This is a genomic window from Microbacterium thalassium (genome assembly GCF_014208045.1).
GTDB classification, from domain to species: Bacteria; Actinomycetota; Actinomycetes; order Actinomycetales; family Microbacteriaceae; genus Microbacterium; species Microbacterium thalassium.
Window position 1 is genome coordinate 3,357,151 of record NZ_JACHML010000001.1, and the last position, 14,152, is coordinate 3,371,302.

11 protein-coding genes are annotated in these 14,152 nt (G+C 70.7%); 5 read left to right on the plus strand and 6 right to left on the minus strand.

Translation table 11 applies throughout. From position 1 onward, the window contains the following. Positions 1–71: 71 nt before the first annotated feature. The 5 genes from HD594_RS15705 (at position 72) to HD594_RS15725 (ending at position 6,839) form a co-directional block, all read left to right on the plus strand. On the plus strand, positions 72–1,517 hold the full coding sequence (locus HD594_RS15705) for a cytochrome ubiquinol oxidase subunit I (RefSeq protein ID WP_184751889.1): 1,446 nt from the start codon (positions 72–74) through the stop codon (positions 1,515–1,517). Positions 1,518–1,526: 9 nt separating this feature from the next. Then, the gene (gene cydB / locus HD594_RS15710; protein WP_184751891.1) at positions 1,527–2,558 is read left to right on the plus strand and encodes a cytochrome d ubiquinol oxidase subunit II; all 1,032 of its coding nucleotides are present in this window, start codon (positions 1,527–1,529) and stop codon (positions 2,556–2,558) included. 116 nt (positions 2,559–2,674) lie between these two features. Beyond that, positions 2,675–4,387: a thiol reductant ABC exporter subunit CydD gene (cydD, locus tag HD594_RS15715; RefSeq protein ID WP_271171138.1), complete on the plus strand. Its 1,713-nt coding sequence runs from the start codon at positions 2,675–2,677 to the stop codon at positions 4,385–4,387. Beyond that, positions 4,384–6,084: a thiol reductant ABC exporter subunit CydC gene (gene cydC / locus HD594_RS15720; RefSeq protein ID WP_271171137.1), complete on the plus strand. Its 1,701-nt coding sequence runs from the start codon at positions 4,384–4,386 to the stop codon at positions 6,082–6,084. The genes cydD and cydC overlap by 4 nt, the downstream gene beginning before the upstream one ends. Positions 6,085–6,281: 197 nt before the next feature. Next, positions 6,282–6,839: a GNAT family N-acetyltransferase gene (locus HD594_RS15725; protein WP_184751893.1), complete on the plus strand. Its 558-nt coding sequence runs from the start codon at positions 6,282–6,284 to the stop codon at positions 6,837–6,839. A gap of 50 nt (positions 6,840–6,889) precedes the next feature. Here HD594_RS15725 and HD594_RS15730 read toward each other — a convergent pair whose 3' ends face one another. The 6 genes from HD594_RS15730 to HD594_RS15755 form a co-directional block, all read right to left on the minus strand. Continuing rightward, entirely contained in the window at positions 6,890–8,023 is a 1,134-nt protein-coding gene (locus tag HD594_RS15730; RefSeq protein WP_271171136.1) for an ABC transporter ATP-binding protein, read from the minus strand. Then, positions 8,020–9,171 carry an ABC transporter ATP-binding protein gene (locus HD594_RS15735; protein WP_184751895.1) on the minus strand — a complete coding sequence of 384 codons (1,152 nt, stop codon included), beginning with the start codon at positions 9,169–9,171 and terminating at the stop codon, positions 8,020–8,022. Before HD594_RS15735 ends, HD594_RS15730 begins: the two co-directional genes overlap by 4 nt. Positions 9,172–9,185: 14 nt before the next feature. Then, positions 9,186–10,076 (minus strand): ABC transporter permease, encoded by an 891-nt coding sequence (locus tag HD594_RS15740; protein WP_184751897.1) that lies wholly within the window; start codon positions 10,074–10,076, stop codon positions 9,186–9,188. After that, positions 10,063–11,106, minus strand: a complete 1,044-nt coding sequence (locus HD594_RS15745; protein WP_184751899.1) for an ABC transporter permease — start codon at positions 11,104–11,106, stop codon at positions 10,063–10,065. Before HD594_RS15745 ends, HD594_RS15740 begins: the two co-directional genes overlap by 14 nt. Further along, positions 11,099–12,850: an ABC transporter substrate-binding protein gene (locus tag HD594_RS15750; protein ID WP_184751900.1), complete on the minus strand. Its 1,752-nt coding sequence runs from the start codon at positions 12,848–12,850 to the stop codon at positions 11,099–11,101. The genes HD594_RS15745 and HD594_RS15750 overlap by 8 nt, the downstream gene beginning before the upstream one ends. Before the next feature lie 249 nt (positions 12,851–13,099). Then, on the minus strand, positions 13,100–14,134 hold the full coding sequence (locus HD594_RS15755) for an amidohydrolase family protein (RefSeq protein WP_184751902.1): 1,035 nt from the start codon (positions 14,132–14,134) through the stop codon (positions 13,100–13,102). Positions 14,135–14,152: the final 18 nt, after the last annotated feature.

Here is a 14,152-nt window from a genome sequence, read left to right on the forward strand (position 1 = left end):
ATTGTGGTCAGACCACTGTTAGAGTGGCCCAGACCTCGCCGACCTCATCACCTGCGATCGGAGTCTTCACCGTGGAGTTCCTCGACCCGCTGCTGCTGGCACGCTGGCAGTTCGGCCTGACGACGCTGTACCACTTCATCTTCGTGCCGCTCACGCTCGGCATGTCGCTGTTCGTGGCGATCTTCCAGAGCGCCTGGTACCGGACCGCCGACGTGAAGTACCTGATGCTCACGCGGTTCTTCGGCAAGATCTTCCTGATCAACTTCGCGATGGGCATCGTCACCGGCATCGTGCAGGAGTTCCAGTTCGGCATGAACTGGTCCTCGTACAGCCGCTTCGTCGGCGACGTGTTCGGGGCGCCGCTGGCCTTCGAGGGCCTCATGGCGTTCTTCTTCGAGGCCACGTTCATCGGCCTGTGGATCTTCGGGTGGAACAAGCTGCCCAAGGGCGTCCATCTGGCGACGATCTGGATGACGGTCGTCGGCACGTGGCTGTCGGCGTACTTCATCCTCGCCGCGAACGCCTTCATGCAGAACCCGGTCGGCTACCAGATGTCGCAGGAGGGCGGCCGCGCCGAGATGGCGGACTTCGTGGCCGTGCTGACCAACCCGGTCGCGCTGACGCAGTTCCCGCACACGATCGTCTCGGCCATCATGTTCTCGGCCGGCGTCATGGTCGCCGCGGCGGCCTGGCACCTCGCCCGCAAGCAGAACGTCGAGACGATGCGCCCGGCGCTGAAGTTCGGCCTGTGGACCGTCGTGATCTCGTTCCTGGCCGTCGGCCTCACCGGCGACCAGCTGGGCCTGGTCATGGTCGAGACGCAGCCGATGAAGATGGCCGCGGCCGAGGCGCTGTTCAATTCCGCGTGCGGAGCCGACGCCTCCTTCTCGCTGTTCTCCATCGGCACGCCCGACGGCACGGGCGAGATATGGTCGCTGCGCGTGCCGTATCTGCTGGCATTCCTCTCGACGCACACGCTCGAAGGCTGCGTCGAGGGCATCAACGACCTGAACCTGCTCTACACGCAGGAGCTGTTCCCCCAGTTCGCCGACCAGGTCGACGGCAACTTCGCCCCGATCCTGTGGGTCACCTACTGGTCGTTCCGCTGGATGATGGGCTTCGGCGGCATCGCGGCGCTCATCGCCGTCGTGGGCCTGTGGGTCACCCGCAAGAACGCCAAGCGCGAGCCGGCCGCCTGGATGTGGAAGGTCGCGGTCTGGCAGGCGCCGCTCGCCCTGCTCGGCATCCTCGTCGGGTGGATCTTCACCGAGATGGGCCGCCAGCCGTGGATCGTGTTCGGGCTCATGCTCACCGAGGACGGCGTCTCGCCCAATGTGCCGGGCTGGAACGTGCTCGTCTCGCTCATCGCCTTCACGCTGATCTACGCGATCCTCGCCGTCGTCGAGTTCGGCCTGATCGTCAAGACGGTCAAGAAGGGGCCCGATCCCCTTCCCGGACCGGATGATGAGCATCCATCCGAAACGTCCGTCGAAGACACCCCGACCACGGTGTACTAGGAGCTCGCCATGGATCTCGCATACCTCTGGTTCTTCATCGTCGGCGTCCTGTTCGTCGGCTACTTCGTCCTCGACGGCTTCGACTTCGGCGTCGGCATGTCGCTCCCCTTCCTCGGCAAGAACGAGGTCTCGCGCCGCCAGATCATCAACACGATCGGCCCCGTGTGGGACCTCAACGAGACGTGGGTCATCGTCGCGGGCGCCTGCCTGTTCGCCGCCTTCCCGGAGTGGTACGCGACGCTCTTCAGCGGCTTCTACCTGGCGCTGCTGCTGATCCTGCTCGCCCTCATCGCGCGCGGTGTGTCGTTCGAGTACCGGCACCAGCGCGACGATCCGAAGTGGAAGGCCCGCTTCGACTGGATGATCGTCATCGGCTCGGCGCTGCCGGCTCTGCTGTGGGGCGTCGCGGTCGGCAACATCGTCCAGGGCGTGCCGATCGACGCGGACTTCAACTTCACCGGCACCCTGCTGACGCTGCTGAACCCGTACGGGCTGTGGGTGGGCGTCACGACGCTGCTGCTGTTCTGGCTGCACGGGGTGTACTTCATCGCCCTCAAGACCGACGGCCAGGTGCAGCAGGACGCGAACGCCCTCGCCAAGCGCCTCGCGATCCCCACGGTGGTCTTCGCCGCCGGGACCGTGGTGTGGACGTGGATCATCGCGGGCGGGCGCGAGGCTCCGCTGCTGTGGCTGAGCATCGCCACCGGCGCCATCGCCGCCGTCGCGCTGCTGCTGTCGGTGTGGGCAAACTGGATCAAGCGCGAGGGCTGGGCCTTCGGCTTCGGGGCGCTCACGATCGCGACCGCCGTGCTGTCGCTGTGGACCGCGCTGTTCCCGTACGTCATGCCGTCGTCGACCGACGACGCGTTCAGCCTCACGATCGAGAACGCCTCGAGCACCGAGCTGACGCTGACGATCATGACGTGGGCCGCCGTGATCTTCCTGCCGCTGGTGCTGCTGTACCAGGGCTGGACGTACTGGGTGTTCCGCAAGCGCGTCACGCGCGCTCACATCGAGAAGGCCGAGTCGGCCGTCCACTGAGCGCACCGCAGCGTCGAGCCGCCCCTCTCGCCTCGAGCCGCCCCCGTGGTGGCCGCAGCGAAAGGGGCGGCTCCACGCGGAGGGGGTGGCTCGACGTCGCTTAGGCTCGAACTGCTGTGAACGAACGATCGGATGCCGACGCCGCGGCCCCGCGCCCGCGCGTGCGGCCGGTGGACCCGCGACTGCTCCGCTACGCACGCGCGTCGCGCGTGTTCTTCGCCGCGGTGGCGGTCATCGCCGCCGGACAGGCGGCCGCGATCGTCTCGTTCGCGTGGCTCGTGACGCGCGCCGTCACGGGCGTGATCGACGGGATGCCCGCCGAAGAGGTGACCGCCACCCTCGCGATACTCGCCGCCGTGGTCGCCGTCCGGGCGCTGCTGCTGTGGGCGCGCGAGACCGTCGCGTCGCGCGCGGCCGCGCGCGTGCAGACCGAGCTGCGCACGCACCTCGTCGAGGCCGTCGGCGAGCTCGGGCCCGAGTGGCTGGGGCAGCGCTCCACCGCGAGCCTCGCCGTCACCGCCGGCCGCGGGCTCGACGCGCTCGAGGCGTACTTCGGCCGGTACCTGCCGCAGCTGGTCCAGACGGTCGTGGTGACGCCGCTGATCCTGCTGGTGATGTGGTGGGAGGACTGGCTGTCCGGCCTCACGGTGCTGCTCACCATCCCCCTCATCCCGCTGTTCATGGTGCTGATCGGCCTGGCCACCCGCGCCGTGCAGCAGAAGCAGTGGAAGACCCTTCAGCACCTCGCCGCGCGCTTCTCCGACACGGTGCAGGGACTGTCGACCCTCAAGGTCTACGGACGTCAGCACCGCGCGGCCGACTCCATCGCCGCCGTCACCGAGCGCTACCGCCGCGAGACCATGAAGGTGCTGCGCGTGTCGTTCCTGTCGGGCTTCGCGCTGGAGTTCCTCGCGAGCATCTCGGTCGCGATCGTGGCGGTGTCGATCGGCCTCCGCCTCGTCGACGGCTCGCTCGCGCTCGTCGTCGGCCTGTTCGTCCTCCTGCTGGCCCCCGAGGCGTATCTGCCGCTGCGTCAGGTGGGCGTGCAGTTCCACGCCGCCGCCGAGGGCGTCGCCGCGACCGAGGACGTTTTCGAGGTGCTCGACGCGGCCCGCACCTCGACGCGGCGTCACGCCCCCGGCCCCGCGACCGCGGAGGCTACGACCGTCGCCGCGGCGGCCTCCGAGCCGTCGACGCCCGGCCTCCTCCTCGCGGCAGTCCGCGTGCGGCGCGGGGAGCGCCTCCTCGACGCCGTCGACCTCACCGCCGCGCCCGGCACCGTCACACTCGCCGAGGGGCCGAGCGGCGCCGGCAAGTCCAGCATCCTCGCCGCTCTGCGCGGCGCCGCCGCGTTCGAGGGCACGGCCCGGTGGGACGGCCGCGACGTGCGCTCGCTCGCCCCGTCGGCCTGGCTGGCGTGGGCGGGCCAGCAGCCCGGGCTCGTGACCGGGACCGTCGCGGCGAACGTCGCCATCGGCGACGACGCCCCCGACGCGGAGCTCGTCGAGCGCGCCCTCGCCCTGGCGTGCGCCGACGGCATCCGCCCCGACCTCGCACTCGGCGTGCAGGGCGCGGGGCTCTCGGGCGGGCAGGCGCAGCGCGTCGCGGTCGCCCGCGCGTTCTACCGCCACCTGCGCGGCCGCGCCGGACTCATCGCCCTCGACGAGCCCAGCTCCGCCCTCGACGCCCACACCGAGGACCGTCTGTGGCAGTCGGTGCGCAGCCTCGCCGACGACGGCGCCGCCGTGCTGCTGGTGTCCCATCGCGAGAGCGCGCGGCGCGTCGCCGACGTCGTCGTCCGGATCGGCGCCCGGGAGGTGGTCGCGTGAGCACGGCACAGGTCTCCCCCGCCGGACTCCCGGACACCCCGGCCGGCGTGCTGCGTCAGGCGATCCCGCCCGCCCGCCGCTTCTGGCCCGCCCTCGCGGCGGGGTTCGCCTCGGAGGCGTCGGCCGTCGCCCTCCTCGCGGTGAGCGCGTGGCTGATCGTGCGCGCCAGCGAGATGCCGCCCGTGCTCTACCTGCAGGTCGCCGTCGTCGGCGTGCGGTTCTTCGCGATCTCCCGTGCGACCTTCCGCTACCTCGAGCGCCTCGTCGGGCATGACGCGGCGCTGCGGCAGCTCGCCGTCGCGCGTTCGTCGATCGTCCGCCGGCTCGTCCCGCTCGCTCCGGACGGGCTCGCGCGCACGAGCCGCGGGTCGGTGCTCGGCACCCTCGTCGACGACGTCGACGAGCTGCAGGACCTGCCGCTGCGCGTCGTCCAGCCGCTGGTGTCGTCGGCCCTCGTGGCGATCGGCGCCGTCGTGCTCGTCGCGTTCGTGTCGTGGCCGGCCGCCCTGGCGCTGCTGGTGTGCCTGATCGTCGCGGCCCTGGCGGCGACGGCATGGGGGTGGGCCTCGGGTGCGCGATGGGAGCGCGCGATCGCGCCGCTGCGCGGCCGCCTCGCCGACGCGCTCCTGGACCACTTCTCGAGCCTCGACGTGCTGCAGGCCTACGGAGCCGAGGCCGCCAGCGCTCAGCGCATCCGGGACGCGGACGCCGGACTGCGCCGAGCGGTCGTGCGGCGCGCGGGAGCGCAGGCGGGAACCGCGGCCGTCGTGTCGGTGCTCGCCGGCGTCGCGACGATCGCCGCCGTGCTCACCGCCGGTCCCGGCGTCGGCGACGGGACGATCACCGGGCCGGCGTTCGCCGTGGCGGTGCTGGTTCCGATGGCGGTGTTCGATGTCTTCGCGTCGGTGCCGATGGCGGCCGCGTCGTGGCGCCAGGTGCGCGCCTCGGCGGGCCGCGTGGCGGCATCCGTCCCGTCCGAGATCCCCGCCGAACTCGTCGTCGACCGTGTTCCCGCCACCGGCGACGCACCCGCGCTCGGCGATGGCGTGACGCTGCAGGACGCGACGGTGCGGTGGCCGGGCGCCGAGCGGCCCGCCCTCGAGGGCGCGTCGCTGCGGGTGCACCCCGGAGAGCGCGTGCTGGTGGTCGGCTCCAGCGGCGCCGGCAAGTCCACCCTCGCCCACGCGCTCGTACGGTTCCTCGACGTCGACGGGCGGTACGAGATCGGCGGGGCGGATGCCTCCGTGCTCGCGGCCGACGACGTGCGCCTGACGGTGGGCCTGTGCGAGCAGAGCCCGCAGCTGTTCGACGAGGACATCCGCCAGAACCTGCTGTTCGCGAACGACCACGCCACCGACGCCGACCTCGTCGCGGCGCTCGAGCGCGTGGGTCTCGGGGACTGGCTGCGCGAACGCGGCGGCCTCGACGCCCGCGTCGGCGAACGCGGCGCGCTCGTCTCGGGCGGCCAGGCGCAGCGCATCGCGCTCGCGCGGGCTCTGCTGCGCGGATTCCCGGTGCTCGTGCTCGACGAGCCGACCGCCGGCGTCGACCCGGCCGCCTCCGACGCGCTGCTGCGCGACCTGCTGGGCGCCGTGGACGGTGACCGTGCCGTCGTGCTCATCTCGCACGTCACGGTCCCGGACGAGCTCATCGACCGCGTCGTGCGGATCGATCAGGGTCGCATCGTCGAGGACTGATACCCACCCCGGCACTCCCTCACTCCGGCCGGGTACCGAACGGCGGGGATCCGCGACGACACGCCGGGTTCCGGCCGCGCCCCGCGGCGTGTCGCACAAAGTCCCCGCCGTTCGTGACACCGGATCCCCGCCGTTCGTGACGATGACCGGTCGGCGGGTCGTTCTCGGAACAGTCCTCGGCCAGTATCGTCGGGCCCATGGCCGTCACCATTCGCCGCGCGGTGAAGGCGGATGCCGCGGCGATCTCGCGCATCCGCGTCGACACGTGGCGCGCGGCCTACGCGGGACTCGTGCTGCCCGAGGTGCTCGAGCGCCTCGACGCCGAGCGCGAGGCGGTGCGCCGCGCGGACACGTGGGATCAGCTGCACAGCGACCCGCGGAACATCTCGCTTCTGGCCGAGGACGGGGGCTCTCCGGTCGGGTGGGCGGCCTACGGCCCGTCCCTCGACCCGGAGCGGCCCGGCAGCGGCCAGGTGTACGCGCTGTACGCGATCGCCGAACGCTGGTCGACCGGCGTCGGCCACGCGCTCCTGGCCGCGTGCGAGGACGGGCTCCGCTCCCAGGGCTTCACCGAGGCGCACCTGTGGGTGCTCGAGGGCAACACCCGCGCCGAGGACTTCTACGCGCGCCACGGCTGGAGCGAGGACGGCGCGATCCTCGTCGACGACCGCACCGTCGACGGCATCGTGGCCTACGCGCTCCGCGAGCGGCGTCGCGTGCGCGACCTCACCGAGGTCGCCGCCGACAGGGGCTGACGGGCGGGGAACCGCCGCCGGACGCGATAGGGCGCGCCCGGCGGCGGAAGTCAGGCCCCGGCGCCGGGAGCGGCTCCCTCACCGGCGGAGCCGGCAGCCGGTGTGCCCGCCGCCGCATCCGTCTTGGGCATCGACGCGCGCAGCGAGTCGACCGAGAACGTCGGCGGGTCCAGCGGGAAGTGGCACGCCACGCGCTGGCCGTCGCCGACGTCGCGCAGCCGCGGCTCGACCTCGGCGCACACGCCCTCGGCACGCGAGCAGCGCGTGCGGAAGCGGCAGCCGCTCGGCGGATGCAGCGGCGACGGCGGCTCGCCCTGGATCGGCACGGGGCGTCGCGCCTGTCCCGTCTCGGGATCGAGGCCCGGGATCGAGTCCAGCAGCGCCTTCGTGTACGGATGCCGAGGCGCGGCGTACAGCGCCTCGGCCGGGCCGACCTCGGCGAGCTGGCCGAGGTGCATGACCGCCACCTTGTCGCTGATCTGCTTCACGGTCGCCAGATCGTGCGCGATGAACACGTACGCCAGGCCCAGCTCCTCGCGCAGCTTCTCGAACAGGTTCAGCACCTGCGCCTGGATGAGCACATCCAGCGACGAGATCGCCTCGTCGCAGATGATCAGGGCGGGGTGCAGCGCGATGGCTCGCGCGATCGCGACACGCTGCGCCTGACCTCCCGACAGCTCCAGCGGCCGGCGGCGCATGTACTGGTCGGGGTCGAGGCCGACCATGTCCAGCAGCTCCCGCACGCGCGCATGGCGCTCCGATCGCGACATCGACGCGTGGCCGAGCAGAGGCTCCGCCACGACGTCCTCCACGCGCCAGCGCGGATTCAGCGAGCCGAACGGGTCCTGGTAGACCATCTGCATCTCGGCGCGCGCCTTGCGCAGCTCGCGCTTGGACATGCCCACGAGGCTCCGGCCGCGGAAGACCACATCGCCGGACTTCGGGGGGTCGGCCTGGATGATCGCACGCGCGAGGGTGGACTTTCCCGACCCCGTCTCGCCCACGATCCCGAGGGTCTCGCCACGCCCCAGCTCGAACGACACGTCCGACACGGCATGGACCACACCGGCGCGAACGCCGCCCGGGCCCTTGGTGACGAACTCCTGCACGACGTTGCGCACCTGCAGGATGGGCGCGTCGGCGTCGGCATCCGTCGTCTCGATGGTGGGCTCGACGAGCGTCACAGCGCCTTCTCCTCGTTCAGGTCGTTCAGCGCCTCGATGGGCTCGTGCTCGGGGAGCGAATGCACAGCGTCGAGCGTCCGGTCCTCGTCGTCGACGGGCTCGAGCGTCTCGTCCAGCGGCAGCGCGCGGCCGCCGAAGAGCGCTGAGTCCTCCTTCGCCACGGGGTTCCAGCACGCATACAGGTGGCCGGGCTCGTGCTCCTTCAGCTCCGGCGCCTCATCGCACGCGTCCGTCGCCTTGGGGCAGCGCGGCGCGAACGGGCATCCGGCCGGCAGCGCGCTCAGGTCCGGCGGGTGCCCCCCGATCACCGTCAGCAGCGAGTGCGACGGCGTCGACAGCTGCGGGATCGCGCCCAGCAGCGCCTTCGTGTACGGCATCCGCACGTTCTGGAAGAGCGTCTCGGTCTCAGCGTGCTCGACGGCCTGGCCGGCGTACATGACCATGACCTCGTCGGCGTAGCTCGCGGCCAGGCCCAGGTCGTGGCTGATCATGATGACGGCGGTGCCGAGCCGGTGCTGCAGGTCGGCGAGCAGCTCCATGATCTGGGCCTGCGTCGTCACGTCGAGCGCCGTCGTGGCCTCGTCCGCGATCAGCACTTTCGGATCGGCGGCGAGCGCGATCGCGATCATGACGCGCTGGCGCATGCCGCCCGACAGCTGGTGCGGGTACTCGTGGAAGCGCCGCTCGGCCGCGGGCAGGCGCACGAGCTTGAGCAGCTCGACCGCGCGCGCCTCGGCCTCCTTCTTGCCCAGGTCGGTCTGCGTCCGCAGCGCCTCGGTGATCTGCGCCCCCACGCTCATCGTGGGGTTCAGCGACCGCGACGGGTCCTGGAAGACCATCGCGATGTCGCGTCCGCGGATCGAGCGCATCGACTTGTCGCTCTTGCCGACGAGCTCGACGTCGCCGAGCCGGGCGGAGCCGGTGATGAACGCGCTCGGGGGCAGCAGCCCCATGAGCGCGCGCACGCTGACGGACTTGCCCGAGCCGGACTCGCCGATGATGGCGAGCATGCGGCCGGCCTTCAGCTCGTAGGACAGCCCGTTGACGGCGTGGATCCGGCGGCCGCCTCGCGAGAAGGTGATCCGCAGGTCCTCGACCGTCAGAACGGTCTCGGGCTCGGTGGTGGTCGGGGTCGTCTCTGTCGTCATTCGATCCAGCACCTTCATCGGCCGCTCATCTCGTCTCTCACGTTCTCGCCGAGCAGGTTGAACGCCAGCACGGTCACCAGCAGCGCCAGGCTCGGCCACAGCACCAGCAGCGGCGTGGCCGACAGCGACTGCTGCCCCTCGAAGATCATGTTGCCCCAGCTGGGGTCGGGTGCCGGGATGCCCAGGCCGAGGAAGCTCAGGGCGCCTTCCGTCACGATCACGATCCCCATGCCCAGCAGCGCGAAGTTCAGCATCTGGGGCGTGATGTTCGGCGCGATGTGCCGGAACAGCACCCGCCAGGCGGGGCTCCCGCTCAGCTCGGCGGCCTGGATGAAGGGCATGTTCACCACGCGCAGCGCAGCGGACCGGGCGATACGTGCGACGGCGGGGATGCTGAACGCGCACAGCGCCAGGATCGTGTTCGGGAGGCTGGGGCCGAGGACCTGCGCGATCGCGATCGTCAGCACGAGCGACGGGAACGCGATGAACACGTCGAGGACCCGCATGATGATCATGTCGGCGGTGCCGCCGAGGTAGCCGGACAGGGCGCCCATGCCGCCGCCGATCACCAGGCCGATCACGTTGACGGCGATCGCGACCGTGAGCGACGCGCGTCCGCCGTAGATGAGCCGCGATAGGACGTCGTTGCCGTTGACGTCGGTGCCCAGCGGATGCCCGGGGCTGCCCGGCGGCAGCGCGCTGTCGAGCACGCTCCCGCCCACGGGAGCGGGGATCGGGAAGATGAACGGCCCCACGAAGCAGATGAACAGCAGCAGCGCGACGATGGCCGCGGGGATGCCGACCACCATCCGGCGGCGCCACTTGGCCCACAGGATGCTGCGCGCGGTCGTGTCGACGACCGGGACCAGCACCCGGGAGGTCGTTCCTACATCAGCGACTGCCATAGCGGATCCTCGGGTCTAGAACGGCGTACATGACATCGACGAACAGGTTGGCGAAGACCGCCACCGCCGCGAAGATGAAGACGCAGATCTGCACGACGGCCACGTCGCGCGACATCGCGCCCTGGAGCATCAGCATGCCCATGCCGGGCATCGCGAAGATCTGCTCGATGATGATGGTTCCGCCCACGAGCCCGCCGATGTTCAGGCCCACCAGGGTCAGCAGGCCGAACGAGGAGTTGCGGAACGCGTGGCTCCACAGGATCTTCCAGGGGGCGACGCCCTTCGCGCGGGCGGTGTCGATGTAGTCGGCGGAGTTGAGCTGCTCGACGAGGTCTCCGCGCAGGAACCTCGTGTAGAAGCACGCGATCGGGACACCGAGTGCGAGCACCGGGAGGATCACCGATCTGAGGTTGGCCCACAGCCCTTCGTCGATCGGCACGTAGCCGATGGCCGGGAGCGTGCGCAGCATCACCGCGAACACGAGCACCAGGAGGAGGGCGAGCACGTAGTTGGGAACGGCCAGCAGCGTCATCGACAGCACCATCACGATGCGGTCGAAGAAGCCGCCGGGCTTGCGGGCGGCCAGCAGCGCGATCGGGACCGCGATCACCAGCGACACGAGGAAGGCGAGCAGGACGAGCTCCATCGTGACGGCCATCCGCTCGGCCAGCAGGGTCGAGACCTGCTGGCCGCTCACCGACGACCGGCCGAGGTCGCCGGTGACGAACCCGCCCAGCCACGACAGGTACCGCTCCACCGGAGGACGGTCGAGGCCGAGCCGCTTGCGGACGGCCTCGACCTCCTCCGGGGTGGCGTCCATGCCGGCCTGCTGCTGGGCGACGTCGCCGGGCATCGCCTCGAGAAGGGCGAAGACCAGGATGCTGATCGCGAACAGCAGCGGGATGGCGATGAGGACGCGCCGCGCGATGAGGCGCAGGAGGGGCGACGCGGCCACCCGGCCGAGGAGCCCTGCGGGCGCCTCGGTCCGGATGGACGTCGTCGTCTCTTCGACGGTGCGGGTGTCAGTCACTCTCGACCCAGACCCGGTCGTACAGCACACCCTCGTTCACGGCGAGAGCCGGGATGGGGGTGCTCAGACCCGGACCGTACACGCCCTCACGGACGACCTGGGCCGGGGTGAACGCCATGCCGAACGGGGCGAGGGCCTCGTCGGAGATGTACTTGGCGATCTCGTCGTAGTACATCTTGCGCTCGTCGTCGTCGATCGTGCTGACCGCAGCGGCCAGCAGGTCGTCGAGCTCGGTGGTCGCGCCCTCCTCGGCCGGCAGCGGTGCACCGCTGAACGGAGACGTCGAGCCGAAGCGGACGCTCACGCCGATGCCCACCGAGGGGTCCCACGCTCCCGCGGTCTGCAGCATCGCCTGCCACTGACCGCCGAGGAAGTCGTTGATCACGTCGCCCAGGGGCTGCGCGGTGATCTCGACGTCGATGCCGGCTTCCTTCCACTGCGTCTGCAGGGCGGTGTTGACCGAGCGGGCGGTGACGATGTCGGTCGTGCCGAGGGTGACCGTCAGGCCTCCCAGCTCTTCGACGAGCGCCTTGGCCTTGTCGAGGTCGTACTCGCGGTAGCCGTCGACCTCGGGGTTCCAGAACAGACCGCCGGATGCGGTGAACGACTGGCTCATCTCACCGTCGCCCTTGAACAGACCCTCGTTGATGGCCGCGAAGTCGGTGGCGTAGTAGACCGCCTCGCGCGCCTTGATGTCGTCGAACGGAGCGACCCGCGTGTTGAGCTGGACCACGTACGGCGACGTCGGGACGCCGGGGTAGACCGCCACGTCGGGGTTGTTCTGCGCCTCCTGGATCAGCGTGACCGCCGACAGGCCCTCGATGACGTCTCCCTGGCCGGCGAGCAGCGTCTGGTACGCGACCTGGTCGCCGCCGACCGACTGGAAGTTGATCGCGTCGAGATAGGGCAGCCCGTCCTTGAAGTAGTCGGGGTTCTTCTCGAGCTCGAGGCGGTCGCTCATGCTGTCGGACGTGATGATGAACGGTCCCGCGCCCACCGGCATGAGGCTGAAGTCCTCGGCGCCCATCTCGGCGTAGGCCGAGGGCGAGGCGATGAGGTTCAGGGCGCTCGCCGGGAACCCGTTGACGAGCGAGCCGTCCACGGCCGTGAGCTTCATCTGCACGGTGAGGTCGTCGACGGCCTGGATGGCGGCGAGGTGACCCATCACGGTCGCCTCGTCGACGTCCGCGGGCAGTGCCGCCCACAGGCTGTCCATGAACTCGTCGCTCAGGTCGGGAGCCTCCCCGGTGGTGTCCAGCTGCAGGCGCGGGGCGCCGGTGCTGCCGGAGTTGAGCAGGCGGATCCAGTTCCACACCACCGCGTCGGCGTCCATCGCCGTGCCGTCGGTGAACGTGATGCCGTCGCGCAGCGTGACCGTCAGCGTCAGGCCCTCGTCGGTCCACTCGTAGCCCTCGGCCTGGTTGGACTCGATGCGGGCGTTGAGCCCGTCATCGTCGGCTTCGAGGGTGAACAGGCCGCCGAAGATGGCCGCGTTCTGGGGCAGGTTCGCCCCTGTCGTGTTGCTGGTGGCGGGGTCGAGGCCCGTGGCCCAACCGCCGGCGAAGCCGGAGTCGAGCAGGACCGTGATCTCGCCGCCGGACTGCGGTTCGCCGCTGGAGGTTCCTCCGTCGGTGCCTCCGCCGTCCGATGTGCATGCCGCCGTCGAGATGCCGAGGCCCACGACGATCGCGAGCGATGTGATCAGCCGCGCCGCTGACCTTCCGCCCTTCCGAATACTCTTCATGTGACGCTCCCCTTGGACTGAGGGTTGTTGGTCGCGACCGCGGGTGCGAGTCGCCGAGTCCCTCGTTGGACTCTCTGCCCGTCGCCGGGCTTCCTGGGAAGTCTCGTCCAGTGCCAGGGCGCCTTCCATGCGGTTTCCGCCCGACGAAAGAACGCCCGGGGACCGGCGATCCGGCGCCGCACGCGACGACGCTCCACCCCCTCTCGGGAAGGGGATGGAGCGTCGTGACAGGCTCGGCGAACGCGCCTCTCAGGCCGTCGCGACCGCCTCGGCGAGCGGCAGATCCGCGGCCTCGCGGCCGAGCCACCGCATCGCGTTGCGCCAGGCGATGTCCTGCCACTGGTCGTCGGGCAGGTCCATCGACTTCAGCGTCTTGGCCGCCGGCTCCTCGCGGAGCATGGCTGGGAAGTCGGACCCGACCAGCAGCCGGTCGGCGCCGAGCAGATCGACCAGGTACTGGATCGTACGGCGGTCGAACACCATCGAGTCGTAGTAGAACCGGCGCGCGTACTCCAGCGGCGACGGGCCGTCATCGGGCATGACGGCGCGCCCGAGGTCGCGGGGCTCCTCGTTCCAGGATCCGCCCCAGAAGTAGTTGGCGCGCGGCAGCATCATGGCGAAGCCGCCGGCGGCGTGGCTGAACGAGATCTTCAGGTTCGGGCACGCGGCCGCGGTGCCGCCGAGGATGAGCGACGCCGCCGCGTACATGCCCTCGATTCCGACCACGTACGTGCCCATCGCGCTGAACGGCAGCCGGTCGCTGGGTGAGGGCATCGCGTGGACGAACAGCGGCAGGTCGAGCCGCTCGAGCTCCTGGAAGAACGGCAGGAACTTCTCGTCGCCGATGGAGCTGCCGAGGATGTTGGAGGCGATCTCGACGCCGGCGAGACCCTGCTCCTTGATCGCCGCCAGTTCGGCGGTCGCGGCATCCGGATCCTGCATCGGGACCATGCCGAGCGCGATGATCCGGTCGGGTGCGTGCGAGCTGAGCTCGGCGGCGACGTCGTTCACGTGCCGCGAGAGCGCGAGTCCGTCCGCCGCCGGCAGGTCGTAGCGCAGCAGCGGGGGCATGGGGCTGACGACCTCGGCGTCGACGCCGGAGGCGTCCATCGCCTCGAGGCGGCGCTCCGCCTGCCAGAAGACCTCCTTGGCGGGGAAGCGCATCTGATCGAAGACGAGGAGGCGATCGGTGCTGCCCTCGATGGGCTCCATGTGCGGGAAGCACGCCGGGGCGTCCTCGGGGTAGTCGTGGGGCAGAAGATGCGCGTGGGCGTCGATGATCACAGGCGGGGCCTTTCTTCG